At 66.8% G+C, this 21504-nt stretch carries 17 protein-coding genes; 11 read left to right on the top strand and 6 right to left on the bottom strand.

Annotated elements, in window-relative coordinates; translation table 11 throughout:
* Positions 1 to 63: 63 nt before the first annotated feature.
* Genes IV112_RS00320 through msrA form a run of 3 tightly spaced genes read right to left on the bottom strand, consistent with a single transcriptional unit; the run spans position 64 to position 3105 of the window.
* On the bottom strand, positions 64 to 1836 hold the full coding sequence (locus IV112_RS00320; RefSeq protein WP_304000354.1) for an autotransporter assembly complex protein TamA: 1773 nt from the start codon (positions 1834 to 1836) through the stop codon (positions 64 to 66).
* Complete coding sequence (locus IV112_RS00325) at positions 1837 to 2511, bottom strand: FKBP-type peptidyl-prolyl cis-trans isomerase (protein ID WP_304000357.1); 675 nt, start codon at positions 2509 to 2511, stop codon at positions 1837 to 1839. It lies immediately after the preceding gene.
* Between the two features lie 39 nt (positions 2512 to 2550).
* Positions 2551 to 3105: a peptide-methionine (S)-S-oxide reductase MsrA gene (gene msrA / locus IV112_RS00330; protein WP_304000360.1), complete on the bottom strand. Its 555-nt coding sequence runs from the start codon at positions 3103 to 3105 to the stop codon at positions 2551 to 2553.
* A gap of 165 nt (positions 3106 to 3270) precedes the next feature.
* Here msrA and IV112_RS00335 point away from each other — a divergent pair, with 165 nt between their 5' ends.
* The 11 genes from IV112_RS00335 to IV112_RS00385 all read left to right on the top strand — a co-directional run bounded on the left by IV112_RS00335 (position 3271) and on the right by IV112_RS00385 (position 16064).
* Entirely contained in the window at positions 3271 to 4290 is a 1020-nt protein-coding gene (locus IV112_RS00335) for an AAA family ATPase (protein WP_304000363.1), read from the top strand.
* A gap of 14 nt (positions 4291 to 4304) precedes the next feature.
* Positions 4305 to 5156 carry a DUF58 domain-containing protein gene (locus tag IV112_RS00340; protein WP_304000365.1) on the top strand — a complete coding sequence of 284 codons (852 nt, stop codon included), beginning with the start codon at positions 4305 to 4307 and terminating at the stop codon, positions 5154 to 5156.
* A gap of 1 nt (position 5157) precedes the next feature.
* Positions 5158 to 6225 (top strand): nonribosomal peptide synthetase MxaA, encoded by a 1068-nt coding sequence (locus IV112_RS00345; RefSeq protein ID WP_304000368.1) that lies wholly within the window; start codon positions 5158 to 5160, stop codon positions 6223 to 6225.
* Complete coding sequence (locus IV112_RS00350; protein WP_304000371.1) at positions 6222 to 7250, top strand: vWA domain-containing protein; 1029 nt, start codon at positions 6222 to 6224, stop codon at positions 7248 to 7250. The genes IV112_RS00345 and IV112_RS00350 overlap by 4 nt, the downstream gene beginning before the upstream one ends.
* Entirely contained in the window at positions 7247 to 7786 is a 540-nt protein-coding gene (locus tag IV112_RS00355; RefSeq protein ID WP_304000373.1) for an MxaK protein, read from the top strand. The genes IV112_RS00350 and IV112_RS00355 overlap by 4 nt, the downstream gene beginning before the upstream one ends.
* Positions 7783 to 8760, top strand: a complete 978-nt coding sequence (locus IV112_RS00360) for a VWA domain-containing protein (RefSeq protein WP_304000374.1) — start codon at positions 7783 to 7785, stop codon at positions 8758 to 8760. The genes IV112_RS00355 and IV112_RS00360 overlap by 4 nt, the downstream gene beginning before the upstream one ends.
* A gap of 323 nt (positions 8761 to 9083) precedes the next feature.
* Entirely contained in the window at positions 9084 to 10886 is a 1803-nt protein-coding gene (locus tag IV112_RS00365) for a methanol/ethanol family PQQ-dependent dehydrogenase (RefSeq protein WP_304000376.1), read from the top strand.
* Between the two features lie 450 nt (positions 10887 to 11336).
* On the top strand, positions 11337 to 13139 hold the full coding sequence (locus tag IV112_RS00370; protein ID WP_304000378.1) for a methanol/ethanol family PQQ-dependent dehydrogenase: 1803 nt from the start codon (positions 11337 to 11339) through the stop codon (positions 13137 to 13139).
* A 297-nt stretch (positions 13140 to 13436) separates the two neighbouring features.
* Entirely contained in the window at positions 13437 to 14306 is an 870-nt protein-coding gene (locus IV112_RS00375; protein ID WP_304000379.1) for a quinoprotein dehydrogenase-associated putative ABC transporter substrate-binding protein, read from the top strand.
* A gap of 10 nt (positions 14307 to 14316) precedes the next feature.
* On the top strand, positions 14317 to 15354 hold the full coding sequence (locus tag IV112_RS00380; protein WP_304000380.1) for a S1 family peptidase: 1038 nt from the start codon (positions 14317 to 14319) through the stop codon (positions 15352 to 15354).
* 47 nt (positions 15355 to 15401) lie between these two features.
* A complete protein-coding gene (locus IV112_RS00385) occupies positions 15402 to 16064 on the top strand; it encodes a hypothetical protein (RefSeq protein WP_304000382.1) in 663 nt (220 codons plus the stop codon).
* A 16-nt stretch (positions 16065 to 16080) separates the two neighbouring features.
* Here the strand turns inward: IV112_RS00385 and IV112_RS00390 are convergent, their stop codons facing one another.
* Genes IV112_RS00390 through IV112_RS00400 form a run of 3 tightly spaced genes read right to left on the bottom strand, consistent with a single transcriptional unit; the run spans position 16081 to position 21504 of the window.
* On the bottom strand, positions 16081 to 18174 hold the full coding sequence (locus IV112_RS00390; RefSeq protein ID WP_304000383.1) for a putative bifunctional diguanylate cyclase/phosphodiesterase: 2094 nt from the start codon (positions 18172 to 18174) through the stop codon (positions 16081 to 16083).
* Complete coding sequence (locus IV112_RS00395) at positions 18155 to 20944, bottom strand: response regulator (protein WP_304000385.1); 2790 nt, start codon at positions 20942 to 20944, stop codon at positions 18155 to 18157. Before IV112_RS00395 ends, IV112_RS00390 begins: the two co-directional genes overlap by 20 nt.
* A complete protein-coding gene (locus IV112_RS00400) occupies positions 20941 to 21504 on the bottom strand; it encodes a YfiR family protein (RefSeq protein WP_304000387.1) in 564 nt (187 codons plus the stop codon). Before IV112_RS00400 ends, IV112_RS00395 begins: the two co-directional genes overlap by 4 nt.

Consider the following 21504-nt stretch of genomic DNA (forward strand, 5'->3'; position numbering starts at 1 on the left):
GTTCTTCTGTCGTATCCGGGCGCCATCTTGGCACCGGCGGGCCGCTTGTCAAACCACCTTTCCTCAGAACGCGATCGCCAGCGAAAAATGCGGCCGCCACTGCCGCTCGCGTTCGCCGTAGGCGAGGTCGAAGGCGATCGGGCCGGCCGGCGAGCGCCAGCGCACGCCGGCACCGGCGCCGAAGGCGGGTTTGAAATCCTCTCGGGTGTCGGCGGCGTCGCCGGCATCGACGAAGAAGGCCGCGCCCCAGGTGTCGGAAGTCCAGTGCACATACTCGACACTGGCCACGCCCAGCACGCGGCCGCCGACGATGGCGCTGCCCTGGCGCACGCCCAGTTCGAGGTAGTCGTAGCCGCGCACCGTGGTCGAGCCGCCGGTGCGGAACAGGAAGTCCTGCGGCAGCGATTCGGTCACGCCGCCGGTCAGGCCTAGCTCGCCGCGCAGGATGAGCTGGTCGCGCTGGCCGACCGGGATGAACCACTGGCCTTTCAGATAGCCGCGCAGGAAGTTGGCGTCGGACAGCAGGCCTTTCACGCCGCCGCCGATCTGCGCGTTCAGCACCCAGCCGTCGCGCGGATTGAACAGGTCGTCGACGCGGCGCCAGGTCCACGAGGTGTTCAGCGCCAGCGACTGCTGCGTGCTCTGCACGAAGCCGTCGATCTCGCGCTGTTCGCGCTGCAGGCTCAGCGAGTGGCGGATTTCGACGTCGCCCTTGACGCGCGCCCGCACGATGCCGGCGCCGACCCGGCGGGTGATCAGGTCCTGGATGTCGGCGTTCTCGGCCAGCACGCCGAAGCTGTCGCGGTAGCCGTCCTCGCGCGGCGGCAGCATCACGTCGGCAAAGGCGATCTGGCGCAGTTGTTCCAGCCGCACTGCGCTATTGAGCAGCCAGGAGCGCTTGAACAGATTGTTGTCCGACCAGCCCACCTCGCCGCGATAGCCGGTGTTGCTGCTCAGACCGGCGCCGAAGGACAGGCGGCGCGAACTGGCTTCGGTCACGGCGACGCGCACCGGTGTGGCGTCGGCACGCGCCGGATCGACGTCGGCGAGGATCTGCACCGAACTGAAATAGGGTGACGACAGCAGCGCGCGCTCGAAGGCGAGCACGGCGTCGGTCGAGTACGGGTCGCCCGGCTTGATCGTGGAATAGCGGCGCACCAGATCGAGGTCGTGCAGCGCCAGCCCGGTCGCTTCGATGTCGCCGAAGCGGAAGGCCGGGCCACTGTCGAGGCGCACGCTGAGGTCGACCTTCGCGCTGTCCGGATCGACCTCGGCGCGGCTGTCGCCCAGCACGGCGGCGGCGTAATCGCGCGCGGTCAGGTCTTCGAGCAGCGTCTGCTTGGCGGCCGACCAGTCCGCCTGACGGAAGGGCTGGCCCTCGGCCAGGCGCCAGCCGGCACGCAGCGCGGCACGGCGGGCGGCGCGCTCGTCGCCCTCGCCCGCCAGATCGCCGTCGAACACGATGGATACCGACGACACGCGCGTGCGCGCCCCCGGCTCGATGCGCAGCACCGGCGGATCGCCGGCGATGTCGAAGGTGGGGCTGAACCAGCCTTCGGTGGCGAGCAGCTCGGTCATTTCGCGGCGCACCCGACGCAGCGTGCGCCGCTCCGCACGCTCGCCGTCGAGTGGCTCGCGCAACTGCAGCGAGCGGGCGTGCGTGTTCAGCATGTCGAGCACCGGCTCGGGCAGCGCCGGCGCCTCGATGGTCAGGCGGCCGAGGTCGACCTCGGCCGGCGTCGCCTGCCCTTCAGGCGGATCGACCGGTTCGTCCGCCGCCTGCGCCGTTGCGCCGGCCAGCAGCGCAAGGCCGGCGCAGAGGATGAAACGGCGCAATCAGCTCGCGCTCAGCAGCTCGACCTCGAACACCAGCGTGGCGTTCGGCGGAATGACGCCACCGGCACCGCGGGCGCCGTAGCCCAGCTGCGGCGGAATCGTCAGCTTGCGCACGCCGCCTTCCTTCATGCCGGCGACCCCCTGGTCCCAGCCACGGATGACCTGGCCGCCGCCCAGATTGAAGCTGAAGGGCTGGCCGCGGTCCTTGCTCGAATCGAACTTGCGGCCGTTGGTGAGCCAGCCGGTGTAATGCACGCTGACGCGCTGGCCCGGCACTGCTTCGCGGCCGGAGCCTTCGGTGATGTCCTCGATCACCAGTTCGCCCGAATTGCGGATGACCGACAGCAGCTCGACCTCGAACACCAGCGTGGCATTCGGCGGAATGACGCCGCCGGCGCCGCGCTCGCCGTAACCCAGATGCGGCGGAATGGTGAGCTTGCGCACGCCGCCTTCCTTCATGCCGGTGACGCCCTCGTCCCAGCCGCGGATGACCTGGCCGGCGCCCAGCTGAAAGCTGAACGGGTCGTTGCGGTCCTTGCTCGAATCGAACTTGCTGCCGTCGGTGAGCCAGCCGGTGTAATGCACGCTGACCTCGTGACCCGATGCCGCTTCATGGCCGGTGCCCGGCGTGGTGTCCTCGATGACGAGGCCGCTTTCGGTGGTGCTTGAAGTCATTGTGTCCGTCCCGCGAAGTTGGAAAGGAAGGGAGTGTACTCAGCGCAGCTGGGTTTTGACGCGCCCGGCAAACAGTTTGCGCAACTTCGCCACCTTGGGCGCGACCACCGCCATGCAGTAGGGCTGCAGCGGATTGTGTTCGTAGTAGGCGACGTGGTGGTCCTCGGCCGGCCAGAACTGCACCGCGCCCTCGACCTGCGTCAGCACCGGCGCGGCATAGGTGCCGGCGGCCGTGAGGCGGTCGATGGCGGCGCGCACCGCCTGCCGCTGCGCGTCGTCGTGGCAGAACACGACTGAGCGGTACTGGGTGCCGACGTCGTTGCCCTGGCGGTTTTCGGTGGTCGGGTCGTGCAGCGCGAAGAACACGTCGAGCAGCGCGTCCAGAGTGGTCAGCGAGGCGTCGAAGGTGACGCGCAGCACTTCGGCGTGCCCGGTCTGGCCGGCGCAGACCTGGTCGTAGGTCGGGTTGTCGACGTGGCCGCCGGCATACCCCGGCTCGACCCGTATCACGCCCTCGACCCGGTTGAACACGGCTTCGAGGCACCAGAAGCAACCTCCTCCAAGAATCACGGTCTGCGTGGGCACGGCATTCATCGTTCTCCCCTTGTCGTTGGTGTCCCGGTCCTGATCGACCGGGCACTTTCCACGAGGTTCATCCGATGAGACAGATGCCTCGCGCTGCAACATGCAGACGGGACACAAACCTTGTATCGTGCGTCGCGTTTCCCGTACCCATAAATCGAGCAGGAATCTTCGCTAATGCTCTCTCAGGAAGCCTTGCAGGACTGGCGTGGCCTCGCGCTGCGCGTGGAAGAGGAAGTGCGTCGCGCAGTGGTCGGGCAGGACGACACGCTCCGGTTGATCAACGTTGCACTGTTCGCCCGCGGCCACGTACTGCTCGAAGGTGACGTCGGCGTCGGCAAGACCACCGTTCTGCGTGCCTTCGCCCGCGCCATCGGCGGCGACTTCGAGCGCGTCGAGGGCACCGTCGACCTGATGCCGAACGACCTCGTCTATCACACCTATGTAGACAGCGAGGGCAAGCCGCGCATCGAACCCGGTCCGCTGCTGCGTCACGGCGAGCGCCTGACCACCTTCTTCTTCAACGAGATCAACCGTGCCCGCCCGCAGGTGCAGTCGCTGCTGCTGCGCGCGATGGCCGAGCGCACGCTGTCCGCCTTCAACCGCGAGTACAGCTTCCCGCACATGACGGTGTTCGCCGACCGCAACCGCGTCGAAAAGGAAGAAACCTTCGAACTCGCGTCGGCTGCGCGCGACCGCTTCATGTTCGAACTGCGCATGCTGACGCCGTCGGACGACGACACCCGCCGCGCGCTGGTATTCGATCCGCGCTTCCACGACACCGACGCGCTGATCGACACGGTGACGCCGGGCGTGGTCGACTGGATGCAGATGAACACCATCGGCGCCGCCATCCAGCGCGCCGTGACCGCGTCCGACGCGCTGCAGCGCTACGCGATGGACATCTGGGCGGCCACCAGCGACCCGGTGAAGTACGGCCTGCAGATCGACGGCGTGGACATGTCGCGGCTGATCCTGGCCGGCGCCAGCCCGCGCGGCATGGGCATGCTGATGCGCGCCGCGCGCGTGGTCGCCTGGTTCAGCGGACGCGACTACCTGACGCCGGAAGACATCCGCGCCGTGCTGCCGTCGACGCTGGTGCATCGCGTCTTCTTCACCCCGGTGTACGAACTGCGCCGCGCCGAACTGGCCGATGCGCTGATCGCGCAGATGCTGGAGCGGGTCGCCACGCCCTGAGTCACGCCGCCGCCATGAGTTTCCAGCGCGACTTTCACTACCGCATGCCGATGCGGGTCGGCGGCCAGCGCCCTGGCGCGCATCGCAGCTCGACCACCGGCAGCGGTCAGGAATTCATCGCCCACCAGACGCTGTTCGACCGGCCGGACCCGCGCCGCCTCGACCTGCGCGCCAGCATCCGCGACCCGGAAGGGCGCTGGCTGGTACGGGTGAACCGGCAGCGCGCCGGCATCCCCGTTTATCTGCTGGCCGACGTGTCGGCGTCGATGGCCTTCGGCTCGGCAGCGAGCAAGATCCAGCGGATGTCGGAATTCGCGCTGTCGCTCGGCGATTCGGTGTTCCGCACCGGCGACGCGCTGGGCATGCTGGCCTACGACAGCAGCGAGCGCACCGACCTGATGCTGGCGCCGATGCATTCGCGCGGCGCCGGCGTCATGATGGCCGAATCGCTGGCCCGCGCCCGCGCCGACCAGCCGTCGACTGCTGGCATCTTCCAGGCCTGTTCGCGCATCGCCGGCAAGCAGGCGCTGGTCTTCCTCGCTTCCGATTTCCACGCGCCGCTGGAACAGACCTCGGCCGCACTCGACCTGCTGTCGCACGCCTACGTCGTACCGATGGTGATCTGGGACGAGGTCGAACCCAAGGCGCCGGAGGGCGAAGGTCTGCTCGCGCTGCGCGACATCGAAAGCGGCCGCCGGCGCGGTCTGTGGCTGCGGCCGCAGATCCGCCGCCGCTGGGAAGACGCTTTCGCCGAGCGGCGCGAGGCGCTGGAAACGCTGTTCTCGGCGCGCGGTGTCCGCCCTTTCTACATGACCGGCCGCTTCGACGCGGACGCGCTGTCACGCTATTTCTTCGAGGCCGTCTGACATGCCTTCCTTCTGGAGACTGCGCCTGCTGAGCGCCTGTGCGGCGCTGGCCCTGGTCTGCTGTGGCGCCACCCAGGCGCAGGACACCAACGCTGCGGCGCCTGCCGCCGGTGCCGATTCCAATGCAGCGGCTGCGCCGGGCACACCGCCGCAGCCCACCGGCTACGTCATTCCGCCGCCGCCGGACCCGGCTGCGGCCCCCGCCGAGCCCGCTGCAGCGCCGGCCGAACCGGCGGCCGACGTGGCGACACCGCCGGCGCCCGCGATCTCGGCGGTCAATCCCGAAGTCGATCCGCTGCGCCCCTTCGGTTACGTCATCGGCGACATCGTGACCCAGCGGGTGGTGCTGGAATACGACGGCAAACCGCTCGAACTGGGCGCGCTGCCGCCGCTGGAGCGCACCGGCAACTGGTTCGAGCGCCGCGACGCGCGCGTCGAACGCGATGCGGCCGGCCGCCGCTGGCTGGTGCTGGACTACCAGATCATCAACGTGCCGGAAGAACTGCGCGCGATCGAACTGCCCGCGCTCGACATTGAAACCGCGGTATCGGGTCGCCGCCTGCAGACCACGCCGATGCCGCTGACGGTGGCGCCGCTCACGCCCAATGTGGTGCTGGCGCGCGCCGGACTGGAAGAGATGCGACCGGACGACCCGGCGCCGCACATCGACACCGCGCCCTACGAACGCGGGCTGCACGCCGCGCTGTATGCGGGCGCGCTGCTGGTGGCGCTGTGGGCGGCACTGGCCCTGCTGCGCCAGTTCAACGCGCGGCGACGCCTGCCGTTCTCGCGTGCCCAGCGCGACATCGCGCGGCTGGATGCCGGTTCGATCGAGGCCTGGCGCCGGCTGCACCGCGCGCTCGACGACACCGCCGGCCAGGTGGTGCGCGATCACAACCTGCCGCTGCTGCTCGCCCGTGCCCCGTGGTTGGCCCCGCTGGAAGCCGACCTGCGCCGCTTCTTCGAAGCTTCGCAGACGCGCTTCTTCGCCGACCGTGCGGTCGACGGCGTGGAACCTCGCACGCTGTGTGCGCAGGCGGCAAAACTGGAACGCAGCGCGCTGGCATGAACGATCTGGTCCTGAACCTGTGGCCCGGTGCGCTCGAACTGACCGCGCCGCTGTGGCTGCTCGCGCTGCCGCTGGCGCTGCTGCCGCTGTGGCCGCGGCGGCGCCATTCGCTCGACTACGGCTGCATAGACTGGCTGCCGCGCGATGCGCTGGGTAATGCCGTGCTGCGCGGCGGTCGCATCGCCGCCGCGCTCGCCATCGTGGCGGCGGTGCTCGGCCTGGCCGGACTGGCGCAACCGGCAACCGAACAGCAGCGCACCGGCCGCGGCGCCGAGATCGTCATCGTGCTCGACCGCAGCCGCAGCATGGACGAACCGCTGCTGCCCAAGGGCCGGCAACCGTCGATCGACACCACGGCGGAAGCCAAGGGCAAGGTGGCGCGCCGCCTGCTCGCGGAGTTCGCGGCACGACGCCCCGAGGATCGCTACTCGCTGCTGCTGTTCAGCACGTCGCCGATGCTGGTTGTGCCCTTCACCCAGCACGGCGACGTGGTGCAGGCCGGCATCGAGGCCGGCGGCATCGGCCGCGGCCTGTCGGAGACCGACATCGGCCGCGCCTTGCTGGCCGGCGCCGAACAGTTCGACCGGCGCGCCTATTCGGGCAGCCGCATCCTGCTGCTGGTGTCGGATGGCGCGGCGCAGATCGACGACGAAATGCGCGGCAAGATCCGCCGCGCCTTCGAACGCAATCGCGTCGCGGTGTACTGGGTGTTCATCCGCTCGACGCTGAGCCTGGGCCTGAACGCCGACGAGAACGACGGCAACGTACCGGAGGCAGCGCTGCACAAGTTCCTGAAATCGACCGGTGTGCCGTACGAAGCTTTCGAGGCGGAAGACCCGGAGGCGGTGAAGCAGGCGGTGGCCGAGGTCGATCGCCAGCAGAACCTGCCGCTCGACTACGTCGAACGCATTCCGCGGCGCGATTTTTCGGGCTGGTGCTTCGCGCTAGCCCTGCTCGCCGGTGCGATCGCACTGGCCTGCCGCCTGATCACGCGGCCGGCATGGAAAGAGGAGTTGCAGTCATGAAGTTGCGCAGTGTCGCGTCCATGCTCGCCGTGGGCATCGCGGTCAGCGTCGCGGTGGCGGCCTGGGAGGGCTACCGCCTGTCCAAGGCCCGCGATTTCAATCGCCTGGTCGACAGCGGCATCGACGCCGCCGCGACCCAGGACACCCCGCAGGCCGAGTTCGCGCGCGCGCTGTCGCTGGCGGCGCGCAACGACTACGAGGGCGCGGTGCGCGCCTACAAGGATCTGTCGCGCAGCAGCGACGGCGATCTGCTCCAGTCGGTGCTGTACAACCTCGGCAACCTGCACCTGCGCGAGGCGCTGCAGTTCGGTCCGGAAAGCATAGGCAAGTCGCTGCCGCTGGCCGAACTGGCGAAGTCGAGCTACCGCGAACTGCTGCGTCTGAACCCGCAGCACTGGGACGCCAAGTACAACCTCGAACGGGCGCTGCGCCTGGCGCCCGAACGCGAAAGCGCGATCGAGGAAGGACCGCCGCTGCCGCAGAACAGCGAACGGGCGGTGACGACGATGAAGGCCTTCACGCTGGGCCTGCCATGATCGCGACGACGCGACAGCTGCTGGCGCGTGCGCGCAGCCCGCAGGCGCGACCGCTGACCGTGGCGGTGCTGCTGTTCGGGCTCGCCGCGGTGCTGCCGCCGGTGTCGCTGCCCGGTCGCAGCTACACGCACATGGTGGTGCTGGACATCACGCAGAGCATGAACACGCTCGACTACGAGCTCGACGGCAAGCCGGTCGACCGCCTGACCTACGCCAAGCACAGTCTGGCCGAGTCGCTGCGCGCCCTGCCCTGCGGTTCGCGCATCGGCTGGGGCGTGTTCTCAGAGTACCGGCTGCTGGCGCTGATGACGCCGGTCGAGGTGTGCAGCAACTATCACGAACTGCTGGCGACGCTGTCCAGCATCGACGGCCAGATGTCCTGGGCCGGCGCCAGCGAGGTGTCGAAAGGCCTGTTCTCGTCGATCCGTGCATTGAAGGATCTGGAGCAGAAGCCGTCGCTGGTGTTCGTGACCGACGGTCACGAGGCGCCACCGCTGCACCCGAAGATCCGCCCCTCCTTCGACGGCGAACCGGGCGCGGTGAAGGGGCTCATCGTCGGTACTGGCGGCAGTGCGCTGAGCCCGATCCCGAAGTTCGATCCAGACGGCCGGCCGCTCGGTTACTGGCGTGCCGACGAGGTATCGCAGACCGACACGGCGACGCGCGGGCGCACCGGCTCGAGCGCAAACGGCGAAGCGATGGTGGATGAGTCCGGCCAATCGGTGGCGCAGCAGGCGGTGGTCGCCGGCACCGAACATCTGTCCAGCCTGAAGTCGCCGCACCTGCGCGAACTGGCGTCGCAAACCGGCATGGCCTACCACACGCTGGCCGACGCCGACGGGCTGGCGGCCGCGCTGACCGATCCCGAACTCGGTCGCACGCAGTCGGTGCCGACCCGGCTGAGCTGGCTGCCGGCACTGCTCGGCGTGCTCAGCCTCGCCTGGGGTTTCCGCCCGGATCGTTTCCGCCGCTGAGCCAGCGCTCCGGCCGGCGCCTGCCGGCAGACGTTGCATATCGCCACGCCCCGGATTCCGGTCGGCGTCCCGCTCGAATGACAGCGGCACATACGCCCCCGCCAAATCCTTGAATCCGGGATATATCCCCGTTTTGACCGTGAATCCATCCCGACATCGGGGCATCCAGGCTCTTGGTCGGGGGATTCCATCCCGTCGTTGCATTCTGCGATGTATAAGTCCATAACCCGTCAACAGAGAGCTACTTATGGGCTCCGGCGGGGGCCGCCGGTCCGGGCCGTTCAGGCGTGGGCCATTGGGAAAGCAACGAGGAGAAACACCCCATGTCCGTGAAGATGAAACAACTGCCCCTGTGGCTCGCCGCGCTCGCCGTTCCGGGCGCCGCGATGGCCAACGCCGATCTGGCGAAACTGATCAAGGATCCGAAGAACTGGGCCATGCAGGCCGGCAACTTCGAGAACCAGCGCTACAGCACGCTGAACCAGATCAACAAGAAGAACGTCAAGGATCTGAAGGTGGCGTGGACCTTCTCGACCGGCGTGCTGCGCGGCCACGAGGGCGGCCCGCTGGTGATCGGCGGCATGCTGTTCGTGCACTCGCCTTTCCCCAACAAGGTGTTCGCGATCGATCTGGAAACCCAGAAGATCGTCTGGAAGTACGAGCCCAAGCAGGACCCCTCGGTGATTCCGGTCATGTGCTGCGACACGGTGAACCGTGGCCTCGCCTACGCCGAAGGCAAGATCCTGCTGCAGCAGGCCGACACCGTGCTGGTCGCGCTCGACGCCAAGACCGGCAAGAAGCTGTGGGACGTGAAGAACGGCGATCCGAAGATCGGCGAGACGAACACCCAGGCACCGCACGTGTTCAAGGACAAGGTGATCACCGGCATTTCCGGCGGCGAGTTCGGCGTGCGCGGCCGTGTGACCGCCTACGACCTGAACACTGGCAAGATGGTGTGGAAGGGCTATTCGACCGGCCCCGACGCCGAAATGCTGATGGACCCGGAAAAGTCGATGACCTGGACCAACGGCAAGATGGCGCCGGTGGGCAAGGATTCGTCGCTGAAGACCTGGCAGGGCGACCAGTGGAAGATCGGCGGCGGTTCGACCTGGGGCTGGTACTCGTACGACCCGCAGGAAAACCTGATGTATTACGGCACCGGCAACCCGTCGACCTGGAACCCGTCGCAGCGTCCGGGCGACAACAAGTGGTCGATGACCCTGTGGGCGCGTGACGTCGACAGCGGCAAGGTGCGCTGGGTCTATCAGATGACGCCGCACGACGAGTGGGACTTCGACGGTGTGAACGAGATCATCCTTGCCGACATCGACGTCAAGGGCAAGAAGCGCAAGGTTGCGGTCCACTTCGACCGTAACGGCTTCGCCTACACGCTCGATCGCGTGTCCGGCGAACTGCTGGTGGCCGAGAAGTTCGACCCCAAGGTGAACTGGGCCACCCATGTAGACATGGTGACCGGCCGCCCGCAGGTCGTGGCCAAGTACTCGACCCGCCTGAACGGCGAGGACGTGAACAGCAAGGGCATCTGCCCGGCCGCGCTCGGCACGAAGGACCAGCAGCCGGCATCGTTCAACCCGAAGAACGGCCTCTTCTACGTCCCGACCAACCACGTGTGCATGGACTACGAGCCGTTCCGCGTCGAATACACCGCGGGTCAGCCCTATGTCGGCGCGACGCTGTCGATGTACCCGGCCCCGGGCAGCCACGGCGGCATGGGCAACTTCATCACCTGGGACGCCGGCAAGGGCAAGATCGTCCAGTCCAAGCCGGAGAAGTTCTCGGTGTGGTCGGGCACCCTGGTCACGGCCGGCGGCATCGCCTGCTACGGCACGCTCGAGGGTTACCTCAAATGCGTCGACGCCGACGACATCACGAAGGAACTGTACAAGTTCAAGACCCCGTCCGGCATCATCGGCAACGTGACGACCTGGGAATTCAAGGGCAAGCAGTTCATCGGCATCCTGTCGGGTATCGGTGGCTGGGCCGGTATCGGTCTGGCAGCCGGCCTCGAGAAGTCCACCGACGGTCTGGGCGCAGTCGGCGGCTACGCCGAACTGGCCCAATACACCGAACTGGGTGGCGTCATGACGGTGTTCGCACTGCCCTGATCCGCTGTCTGTCCTGGACAACCCGCCTCCCCCGGCGGGCCCCTGAACGGCACTTCGCGCACGCGTGAAGTGCCGTTTTTTTCGTCCTTTCTGCCTCATTTTTAAGCAACACCAAGTGTTCCGTTCCGGAACGTTCCAGCGTCACACAGTGTCGGCGGCGCTGTTGCGCGCTGCAACATCCAGCGATTTTTTCCATGTTGCAGCGCGCCACAAGCGAGGGCAATCATCCCGACCAAACCGCATTCTGACGCGGAAGAGCACTTTTCTAAAATCTCGTCAAGTTTAAAATTTTAAGATCTTGCGGGGAAAACTTCCCGCTGTTCAAAAATCGTGTGCTATATCTTCATTACCTCGACGCCCGGGGGCACTTATGGGCGTCGCAGGGCAACAGCGGCCGGAGCCCACGACATGGGTGTCCGGTCACATTTTGGTAGCAATGAGGAGGAGCCTATGTCTAGCAAGATGAAACAACTGCCCCTGTGGGTCGCCGCACTGGCCATCCCGGGCACTGCGCTCGCTAACGCCGACGTCGCCAAGCTGATCAAAGACCCGAAAAACTGGGCAATGCAAGCTGGCAACTTCGAAAATCAGCGCTACAGCACGCTGAACCAGATCAATAAGAGCAACGTCAAGAACATGAAGGTGGCCTGGACCTTCTCGACCGGCGTTCTGCGCGGTCACGAAGGCGGCCCGCTGGTGATCGGCGACACCCTGTTCGTGCACTCCCCCTTCCCCAACAAGGTTTTCGCAATCGATCTGGAAACCCAGAAGATCAAGTGGAAGTATGAGCCGAAGCAGGATCCGTCCGTGATCCCGGTGATGTGCTGCGACACGGTTAACCGTGGTCTCGCCTACGCCGAAGGCAAGGTGTTCCTGCAGCAGGCAGACACCATGCTGGTCGCACTCGATGCCAAGTCGGGCAAGAAGCTGTGGGAAGTCAAGAACGGCGACCCGAAGGTCGGCGGCACCAACACCAATGCCCCGCACGTGTTCAAGGATAAGGTCATCACCGGTATCTCCGGCGGTGAATTCGGTATCCGCGGCTACGTCGCTGCCTACGACATCAACACCGGCAAGCAGGTGTGGAAGGGCTACTCGACCGGCCCCGACGCAGAAATGCTGATGGACCCGGAAAAGACCATGACCTGGACCAACGGCAAGATGGCGCCGGTGGGCAAGGATTCGTCGCTGAAGACCTGGCAGGGCGACCAGTGGAAGATCGGCGGCGGTTCGACCTGGGGCTGGTACTCGTACGACCCGCAGGAAAACCTGATGTATTACGGCACCGGCAACCCGTCGACCTGGAACCCGTCGCAGCGTCCGGGCGACAACAAGTGGTCGATGACCCTGTGGGCGCGTGATGTCGATACCGGCAAGGCTCGCTGGGTTTACCAGATGACCCCGCACGACGAGTGGGACTTCGACGGCATCAACGAAGTCATCCTGGCTGACGTGGATGTGAAGGGCAAGAAGCGCAAGGTTGCGGTGCACTTCGACCGTAACGGCTTCGCCTACACGATGGACCGCGTTTCCGGCGAACTGCTGGTGGCCGAGAAGTACGATCCGAAGGTGAACTGGGCGACCCACGTCGACATGAACACCGGCCGTCCGCAAGTCGTGGCCAAGTACTCCACCCGTCAGAACGGTGAAGACGTGAACAGCAAGGGCATCTGCCCGGCTGCTCTGGGTACCAAGGACCAGCAACCCGCTGCGTTCAGCCCGAAGAATGGCCTGTTCTACGTGCCGACCAACCACGTCTGCATGGACTACGAGCCGTTCCGCGTTGAGTACACCGCTGGCCAGCCGTACGTCGGCGCCACCCTGTCGATGTTCCCGGCCCCGGGCAGCCACGGCGGCATGGGCAACTTCATCACCTGGGACGCTGGCAAGGGCAAGATCGTCCAGTCCAAGCCGGAGAAGTTCTCGGTGTGGTCGGGCGCCCTGGTCACGGCCGGTGGCATCGCCTGCTACGGCACGCTCGAGGGTTACCTCAAGTGCGTCGATGCTGACGACATCAACAAGGAACTGTTCAAGTTCAAGACGCCGTCCGGCATCATCGGCAACGTCAACACCTGGGAATACAAGGGCAAGCAGTACATCGGCATCCTGTCGGGTATTGGTGGCTGGGCCGGTATCGGTCTGGCAGCCGGTCTCGAGAAGCCGACCGATGGTCTGGGCGCCGTGGGTGGCTACGCCGAACTGGCGAGCTACACCGAACTGGGTGGCACGATGACGGTGTTCGCACTGCCGTAATCCGGTACAGCACAAGGAGGGCGTCTGAGGCGCTCTCCAGTCTGACCCTGAACTGGCACCTCGCGGCAACGCAGGTGCCAGTTTTTTTGCCCCGGATGGCACATGGACCCGGCGCACCGGCCTGCTGTCACCGGTCGTGAGTGCGCTCCACGCATCGCGCGCGTGGAACAAATCACCGGAATTCACAAAACAAAATCCCCTCGGTCGATGTCAGACTGTCACCTTGAAGGATTGGCACCAGCCACCCTTCGATAAAAAAGACATCACGCCATATAGACACGGAGGAGAGACCCCAAGATGAAGTATCGACTGTCCGCTGCCCTCGCCCTGGCCGCCGCCGCCACACTCGCCGCGCCGCTCGCTTCTGCCGAAACTGGCGACGACAAGGTGCTGCGCGTCTGCGCCGACCCGAACAACCTGCCCTTGTCGAACGACAAGGGCGAAGGTTACGAAAACAAGATTGCCGAGCTTCTGGCCAAGGATCTCGGCTACACCCTCGAATACGCCTACTTCCCGCACCGCATGGGCTTCGTGCGCATGACGCTGCGCGCCAAGCACGAGAAGATTCCGGGCAAGTACAAGTGCGACCTCATCGTCGGCGTCCCGGTCGGTTTCGACATGGGCGCCACGATCAAGCCCTACTACCGCTCGACCTACGCGATGGTGTTCAAGAAGGGGCGCGGTCTGGACGACGTGAAGCTGCCGGACGACCTGCTCAAGCTGCCGCCGGAAAAGCTGTCCAAACTGAAGTTCGGCGTGTTCTCGCAGACGCCGCCGGTGGACTGGCTGCTGCGCAACAAGCTGTTCGACCAGGCCATCTCGTACCAGCGCCAGTCCGGCGATCCGGGCGCCTATCCGGGCGAGATCGTCGAGAAGGATCTGGTCGCCGACAAACTGGACGTCGCGATGGCCTGGGGTCCGATCGCCGGTTACTTCGCGAAGAATTCCGGCGCTACTGACCTGGTCACCGTCGGCTTTCCGCCGGAAAACAACGTCAAGTTCGACTACGCGATCACGATGGCGGTGCGTTACGGCGAGAAGGACTGGAAGAACAAGATCGACGAAGCCGTCCAGCGCAACCTGCCGGGCATCCAGGCCATCCTGACCTCCTACGGTGTACCGCTGATCGAAGAATCGCAGGCCAGCCAAACCGCGGCGGACCGCTGAGACCCGGGTCGTGTCGACGTACTTCCGCCTGGCCGCGACCCTGCTGCTCACCGCCTTGCCGTCGCTGGCCAGCGCGCTGGGCGAGCGGGACATCGCGGCGCTGATCAGCTTGCGTCCCAGCGTGCTGAAGGTGGAAGCGTCCGATGCCCGCGGCAACGTGGGCGTCGGTACCGGCGTGGCGGTGGCGCCGGGCGTCATCGCCACCGCCTGTCACGTCACCGCCAGGGCAAGCACGCTGCGCGTGGTGTCCAACGGCGAACGGATGCAGGTGAGCAGCCAGCGGGCGATGGTCGCGCGCGACCTGTGCCTGCTCGATGTGCCGGGGGCTGCGCAGGTGCCGCCGGTACCGCTGCGTGAAACGCCGCTGAAGCCGGGCGAGGAGCTGGTGGCGCTGGGCTACATCCTCGGCGCCGCCCCGCGCGTCAGCAACGGAACGGTATTGCGGCTGCACGCATACGACGGTGCGCAGGTGATCCAGAGCACCACCCTGTTTACGTCGGGCGCCAGCGGCGGCGGCATGTTCGACCGCGACGGCCGCCTGGTGGGCTTGATGACGTTCAAGTTCCGCGCCGGCACCGACAATCAGTTTTCCGTACCGGTCGCCTGGATCGCCGAGGCGCTGAAGCTGCCGCCCGGCCCGGAGGTTGCACCGCTCGACGGCCGTCCGTTCTGGGACGCCCCGGAGCCGGCGCTGCCCGCCTTCCTGCAGACGCTGCGCCTGGAAACGGAAGGCCGTTGGGTCGACCTGGAACGCCTCGCGCGCGACTGGATCGCCGGCGATCAGCGCAATGCCTCCGCCTGGCACGCGCTCGGCCGGGCCCAGGCAGGGCGCGGCATCGACGCGACAGCCGCCTTTGCGCGCGCCGACGCGCTCGAAAGCAACAACCCCGTTTTCATCAGCGACCTCGCACTGGCGCAGTACCGGACGAATGATCAGGCTGCCTATGCCAGTGCACGCGCCCGCCTCGAGCGCATCGCGCCGACCGCCGTCGAAGCCCTCGACGCGCGCGTCAACGCCTGCGCCGGCGGTGCGTCAACAACGTGCTGAATTCCCCCCCAGACCGGGCACAGACCCGGCAATCACGAGGAGTCACCATGAAGTTCCGCCCCACCCTTCCCGCCCTGCTGTTCGCGCTGTTCGCATCGATCGGCATCGCTCACGCAGAGCCGAGCCAGGAAATCACCGAAGCCGAGAAGCAGTTGTTCATGAACGACCAGATGTCGGCCGTGAAGGCCCCGGCCACGCTCAGCTATTCGTTCAAGCGCAGCGGCAGCCAGGAGGCCGCGTTCCAGGACACGGTCGAAGTGCGCGTCAGCGAGGAAAAAGGCACCCGCAAGGTGAGCACCAGCTGTCTGAGCGGCGTACGCAAGACCGAAATTCCGGAAATCGATGCCGCGCAAAGCAACCCGGCCCTGATGTGCTTCCTCGAACGCGACATCCGTGAAATGGAGCGACTGACCGGCGGCAAGTCGAACTACTTCCGCAAGCGCATCCGCCTGGCACTGGCCGAAGGGCCGAAGGCCACGCCGGTCAAGGTGAGCTTCGGCGGCAAGACGGTGGACGCGAAGGAATATCGCATCACGCCTTACCGCGACGATCCGAACAAGCAGAAGTTTCCGAAGTACCTCGGCAAGACCTATATCTTCGTGCTGTCCGACGCTGTGCCCGGTGGCATCTACCGCGTGGACACCGTGGTGCCGGACGGCAACAACGTCCTGATCGAGGAAGACATGGTGCTGGCGGGCAGCAAGGGCTGAGCCTGAGCGGTGCCGCTCAGGCGTAGCGCGGCACCGCCCCGAGCAGCCCGGCGAATCCGTCGGCCGGCAGCGGCTTCGAGAACAGGTAGCCCTGCATCAGGCCGCAACGACGGCTGCACAGGAAGTCTCGCTGTGCAGCCGTTTCCACCCCTTCGGCCACGACACCCAGACCGAGCGCATTCGCCAGCGCCAGAATGGCTTCGACGATGGACGCGCTGCTGCCGTCTTCCGGCAGATCGCGGACGAAGCTGCGGTCGATCTTGAGCAGGTCGATCGGGAACTGCTTCAGCGTAGACAGCGACGAGTAGCCGGTGCCGAAGTCGTCGATCGACAGCTTCAGACCGATCGCCTTCAGCGCGCCCAGCGTCTTCATCGCCGCCTCCGGTTCCTGCATCACCGCGCTCTCGGTCAGCTCGACGTGCAGATAGCTCGACGGCAGGCCGGTCGATTCCAGCGCGTGCGCGATCGACGTGAGCAGCGAATCGGAGCGGAAGTTGTGCGCCGACAGATTCACCGCGACCGGCACCACCGGCAACCCGGCCTGACGCCATTCCGCCATCTGGCGGCAGGCGGTCAGTACCACCCACTCGCCGAGCGGCACGATGAGGCCGGTTTCCTCGGCCACCGGAATGAACTGAACCGGCGACACCATGCCGCGTTGCGGATGTTCCCAACGCAGCAGTGCCTCGGCCGACACGATGCGGCCGCTGCCGGCGTCGACCTGCGGCTGGTAATGCAGCGAGAACTGGCCGCTCTCCAGGGCGCGCGCCAGATCCTGCTCCAGTGAGAGCCGTTCGACCGCCTGCTGCTGCATCGCTTCGGTGAAGAACTCGTAGGTGTTGCGTCCGCGCTGCTTGGCCGCGTACATCGCCATGTCAGCGTGACGCAGCAGCGTTTCCGGATCGGCGCCGTTGTCCGGGAAGATGGCAATGCCGATCGACGCGGTCACCACCAGTTCGACGTGGGCCACCTGCAGCGGCCGCCCCAGTTCGGCGCAGATGCGCGCCGCCACGCGCGCGGCGTCCTCGGCGCGCGACAGGTCGGTCAGCAGAACGGTGAATTCGTCGCCGCCGAGCCGCGCTACCACCTCTTCGTGCAGTGAATCGTCGTGCGCCACCAGGTCGGCGGAGCGGATGGACGCGATCAGCCGGGTCGCCACCTCGCGCAGTATCTGGTCGCCCAGTGTGTGACCGTAGCTGTCGTTGATGCGCTTCAGGCGATCGAGATCGAGGTAGAGCAGCGCGCAGCGCGAGCCGGTGCGCTGCGAACGCGCCAGCGTGTGGTCCAGCATTTCACGGAACATCTGACGATTGGCCAGCCCGGTCAGGCTGTCGTGGTAGGCGAGGAAGCGGATGCGTCGCTGCGCCTGTTCGCGCTCGGTCACGTCCTGCGTGACGCCCTCGATGCGCACCACGCGGCCAAATTCGTCGCGCACCGGCAGCGCCTGCTCGTACAGCGTCACCACGGTGCCCTCGTCGCGCTGCACGCGGAAACTCATCTGGTAAGGCTCGCCCTCGCGCGCGCGTTCCATCGCCTCGCGCAGATGCTGACGGTCCGGGCTGAGCACGCGCGACAGCAGACCGAAGGGCACCTCGTGCAGCGAACCGGGCGTGTCGCCCCACAGGTCGAGGCAGATCTTGCTGCGCTCGCAGCGGTCCTCGTCGACATGCCACAGCCAGCCGCCCAGTCTGGCGACGCGCTGGGCAACCGCCAGCCGGCGCTCCGATGTTTCGAGGTCGGCGACGGTGTGGGCCGCACGCAATGCGTAGCGCACGCGATAGACGAGCAGGGTCCAGTTCAGGGGCTTGGTGACGAAATCGGTGGCGCCCAGCGAGTAGGCGCTGTCGATCGAGTGGGTGTCGTCCATGGCGGTGAGCATGATGATGGGCAGCGAGCGCCCGTGCGGCCGCTCGCGCATCTGTCGGCACACCTCGAAGCCGTCGATGCCGCCCAGACTCACGTCGAGCAGCACCAGCGAGAACTCGTGGCGGTCGAACAGTTCGAGCGCCTGTTCGCCGTCCGCGGCCTCCATCACCTCGAACCCCGAGGCGATCAGCGCCTCTGCCGCCATCAGGCGGACCATCACATCGTCATCGACCAGCAATATCACCGTCGGCTCCCGTCGAATCCGGCGCGCATGCAGCGCCCTGTGTCGTCATCAAATATTCCAGAGCGCTGCAAGTCTGCAGCAGAATCTGCTCGAATGTGCGCTGTGCCACGTCGTCGAACTCGACGCGGCCGGCGCGCGCCGCGTTCTCGATCTCGCGCGCCCTTTCATAGACCAGGCGCGCCCCGAGCGCACCGCTCGAACTTTTGAGCCGATGCGCCGCCGCCCGCAGCGCCGGTGCATCGCCGCTCGCCGCGGCCGTCTGCATCGCCGCCAGGCTGATCGACGACTCGCGGCGGAACAACGCAGTCATGCGTGTCATCAGCCCCGCACCGTTACTGCGCATGCCGGGCACGCTGAACAACTGTACTTCGTCGATCAGGGTCGCCGCCATCGCGCCCGCCACCGGCGTCGCATCGGCCACGTCCCCGTTGCGAACGTAGCGCTCCAACATCCTGTTCAGTTCGCGCAGCGGCAGCGGCTTGGGCAGGTAATCGTTCATGCCGGCCTCGATGCAGCGCTCGCGGTCGCCGCGCAAGGCGTTGGCCGTCAGCGCGACGATGGGCACCGGGGTGCGTCCGGCGTCCCGTTCGAATTCGCGGATGCGCCGCGTCGCCTGAAAGCCGTCCATCACCGGCATCTGGCAATCCATCAGCACCAGGTCGAACGCGGTCTGCTCGACCGCTTCGCACGCCTCGACGCCGTTGTCCGCGGTGCTTACGCGGTAGCCAAGCTCGCGCAGCATCTCGACCGATATCTCGCGATTGACCGGATGGTCATCCACCAGCAATACCGAGACCGGCTGTGCATCCGGCGCGGCGACCGCTGGGGCGACATCGGTCGAAACATGGCGCGGCGGCGTATCGCCGCCGAGGACGGACTGCAGTTCCCCGCGCAGTACCGGCTTGCGCAGCGTGGCCATCGGCGGCTCGACCACCTCGGGATCAGCGAAGCCCTGCACGCAGACGAACAGCGGCGGCTCGGCCAGGCGCTGCGCCAGCACGCCAGCCAGCGCGGGCGCATCGCCGTCCGGAAGCTTCTGTGCACACAGCACCGCGTCGAACGGCAGGCCGCAGAAGTACGCATGCATCAGCGCCGCCATCGCACCGTGCGCATCGGCACAGCGCGCATGCTCGACACCCAGTTCGTCGAGCATGTCCGCCAGCGTCCGCGCAGCGCGCGGCACCGGATCGACGACGAGCACCCGGCGCACCGTGCTCGGCGGCAGCGGCGGCGACGAACGCACGGCGGCGATGTCGAACGACAGCACGAACCAGAATCGCGTGCCGTAGCGTGGCACGCTGCAGAAACCGATGGCCCCCTTCTGCAGCAGGATCAGTTCGCGCGTGATCGCCAGCCCGAGGCCGGTACCCCCGTACTGGCGGGTGGTCGAACTGTCGCCCTGCGAGAAGGCCTCGAAAATGTCCGCTTCGGCCACCGCCGGAATGCCGGCGCCGGTGTCGATCACATCGACATGCAGCACGGCCCGACCGGGTCTTGCCTGCTGGTCGGCGCCGGTGGTCGACACATCGACCAACACCTCGCCGCTGGCGGTGAATTTCACCGCGTTCGACACCAGGTTCACCAGCACCTGGCGCAGCCGGTGCGGATCGCCTATCAGTGCCCGCGGCAGCGCCGGATCGATGCGCAGCGACAGTTCGATGCCACGCGTCCGTGCGCTGTCGGCGAACAGCATGACCACATCCTCGACCACCTGACGCGGAAAGAACACGACCTTTTCCAGCGTCAGCTTGCCCGCCTCGATCTTGGAGAAGTCGAGCACGTCGTTGATCACGCGCAGCAGAGATTCGGCCGAGCCGGCGATACCTTCGACATAGCGCCGCTGACGGTCGTCGAGCCGGGTGCGTTCGAGCAGACCGGCCATGCCGATGACACCGTTCATCGGCGTGCGGATTTCGTGGCTCATGTTGGCGAGGAAGCGGCTCTTCGCCTCGTTCGCCGCCTCGGCCTGTTCCTTCGCCACGCGCAGTTCGCTGGTCCGCGCCTCGACCTCGCTTTCGAGGCGGTCGCGATGGCCGCGCAGTTCGGCGTCGCGCAGCGCGATCTCGTGCAGCATTTCGTTGAAGCGATCGGTGAGCTGACCGATTTCGTCATTGGCCAGGCGCGGCACCGCCACGTCGTAGCGACGCTCGTCCACCACCCGGCGCGCCGACGCGATCAATGCCTGCACCGGATCGGTCACCCGCCGCTGCATGCCGGCCGACAGCCGGTAGGCGAGCAGGAAGGACAGCGCGGTGGCGATGCCATTGATCAGCATGGTGGTGGCAACCCGGCTCCACAGCGGCAGCAGATCGGCCTCCAGCACGATGACGCCCAGACGCTGATCGTCATCGACCAGCGGCCGCGCGAACAGCAGGCGGGGCGACCACAGCGCACCGATCACCGTCATTTCGTCGATCTGCTGCCCCGGCAGCGGCGGCGGTGCGGACGGCGGGAAGGCGGCGAAGGGCACGCCGTCGTTCAGCTGTATCCAGGCGCGCGTCACCGCCGCCACGCTGGACACCGCAGACAAGGTGCCGCGCGCCGCATCCGGGTCGCTGAAGGCGAGTGCCGACGCGCTGTTGGCACCAATGATGCGCGCGGTCGCGTCGAGCTGATCGACCAGTCGCTCGCGTTCGCCGAGCAGGCCGTTGAGCGAGGTGAGCACGAAGTTGATCACCAGACCGGTCGCCAGCGACAGCAGCAGCACGCGGCGCAGCCGGGCGCGCAGCGGCAGGTCGGGCGTCTCGGCGAACAGACGCAGCAGCTTCATCGGGGCCGCGCTCCGAGGTTGCGCGCCAGTTTCAGCAACTGCGAACTGGCTTTCAGGTTGGCCCGTTGCAAGGCCGCCTGATTGATGTCGAACTGCAGCCGGTCACCATTGCGCACGATGCCTATCATGCCGCCGCCATCGACGAAGCCGTCGGCGTCGCTGACCGTGAGCACCGCCTGCGCCGGCATCTGCTTCAGCGCGGCCACCACGCGTCGATCGCTGCTGTCGCTCAGCACCGCGATGTGGCAACGATCGACCTCCTCCGGCTGCACATGGCGTCTCACCTGGAAGGTGCGCCCGGCGACCGCCCGTCCGTGGAAGGCGCCCAGCGCGTCGCCGATCGCGCTGGCATCGCCGATCACGCAGGCAACGATCTGCGCCAGCGTGCCTTCCTCGGCCGGCCACTCGATGTACTTGGCGAAGTTGAACACGAAGGCCGCCTTCAGCTGCTCCTCCGGCAGATGCGGCTGCGCCTGGCCGGCCAGCGCACACAGAAGTGCCCCGACGGCACCAACCGAACGCAGGCAGCGCAAAGCCCGGGTGCGCGCGCGGAGCGTCAT

Origin of the sequence: Methyloversatilis discipulorum, assembly GCF_018780585.1 — a bacterium.
Taxonomy (GTDB): Bacteria; Pseudomonadota; Gammaproteobacteria; order Burkholderiales; family Rhodocyclaceae; genus Methyloversatilis; species Methyloversatilis discipulorum_B.

What these genes read in the sequence shown, in the direction of transcription:
- IV112_RS00375 (WP_304000379.1), top strand. Translation starts at nt 13,437, where the DNA reads ATGAAGTATCGACTGTCCGCTGCCCTCGCCCTGGCCGCCGCCGCCACA.
- IV112_RS00350 (WP_304000371.1), top strand. Translation starts at nt 6,222, where the DNA reads ATGAACGATCTGGTCCTGAACCTGTGGCCCGGTGCGCTCGAACTGACC.
- IV112_RS00335 (WP_304000363.1), top strand. Translation starts at nt 3,271, where the DNA reads ATGCTCTCTCAGGAAGCCTTGCAGGACTGGCGTGGCCTCGCGCTGCGC.
- msrA (WP_304000360.1), bottom strand. Translation starts at nt 3,105, where the DNA reads ATGAATGCCGTGCCCACGCAGACCGTGATTCTTGGAGGAGGTTGCTTC.
- IV112_RS00395 (WP_304000385.1), bottom strand. Translation starts at nt 20,944, where the DNA reads ATGAAGCTGCTGCGTCTGTTCGCCGAGACGCCCGACCTGCCGCTGCGC.
- IV112_RS00360 (WP_304000374.1), top strand. Translation starts at nt 7,783, where the DNA reads ATGATCGCGACGACGCGACAGCTGCTGGCGCGTGCGCGCAGCCCGCAG.
- IV112_RS00345 (WP_304000368.1), top strand. Translation starts at nt 5,158, where the DNA reads ATGCCTTCCTTCTGGAGACTGCGCCTGCTGAGCGCCTGTGCGGCGCTG.
- IV112_RS00385 (WP_304000382.1), top strand. Translation starts at nt 15,402, where the DNA reads ATGAAGTTCCGCCCCACCCTTCCCGCCCTGCTGTTCGCGCTGTTCGCA.
- IV112_RS00365 (WP_304000376.1), top strand. Translation starts at nt 9,084, where the DNA reads ATGTCCGTGAAGATGAAACAACTGCCCCTGTGGCTCGCCGCGCTCGCC.
- IV112_RS00400 (WP_304000387.1), bottom strand. Translation starts at nt 21,504, where the DNA reads ATGACGCTCCGCGCGCGCACCCGGGCTTTGCGCTGCCTGCGTTCGGTT.
- IV112_RS00355 (WP_304000373.1), top strand. Translation starts at nt 7,247, where the DNA reads ATGAAGTTGCGCAGTGTCGCGTCCATGCTCGCCGTGGGCATCGCGGTC.
- IV112_RS00340 (WP_304000365.1), top strand. Translation starts at nt 4,305, where the DNA reads ATGAGTTTCCAGCGCGACTTTCACTACCGCATGCCGATGCGGGTCGGC.
- IV112_RS00370 (WP_304000378.1), top strand. Translation starts at nt 11,337, where the DNA reads ATGTCTAGCAAGATGAAACAACTGCCCCTGTGGGTCGCCGCACTGGCC.
- IV112_RS00325 (WP_304000357.1), bottom strand. Translation starts at nt 2,511, where the DNA reads ATGACTTCAAGCACCACCGAAAGCGGCCTCGTCATCGAGGACACCACG.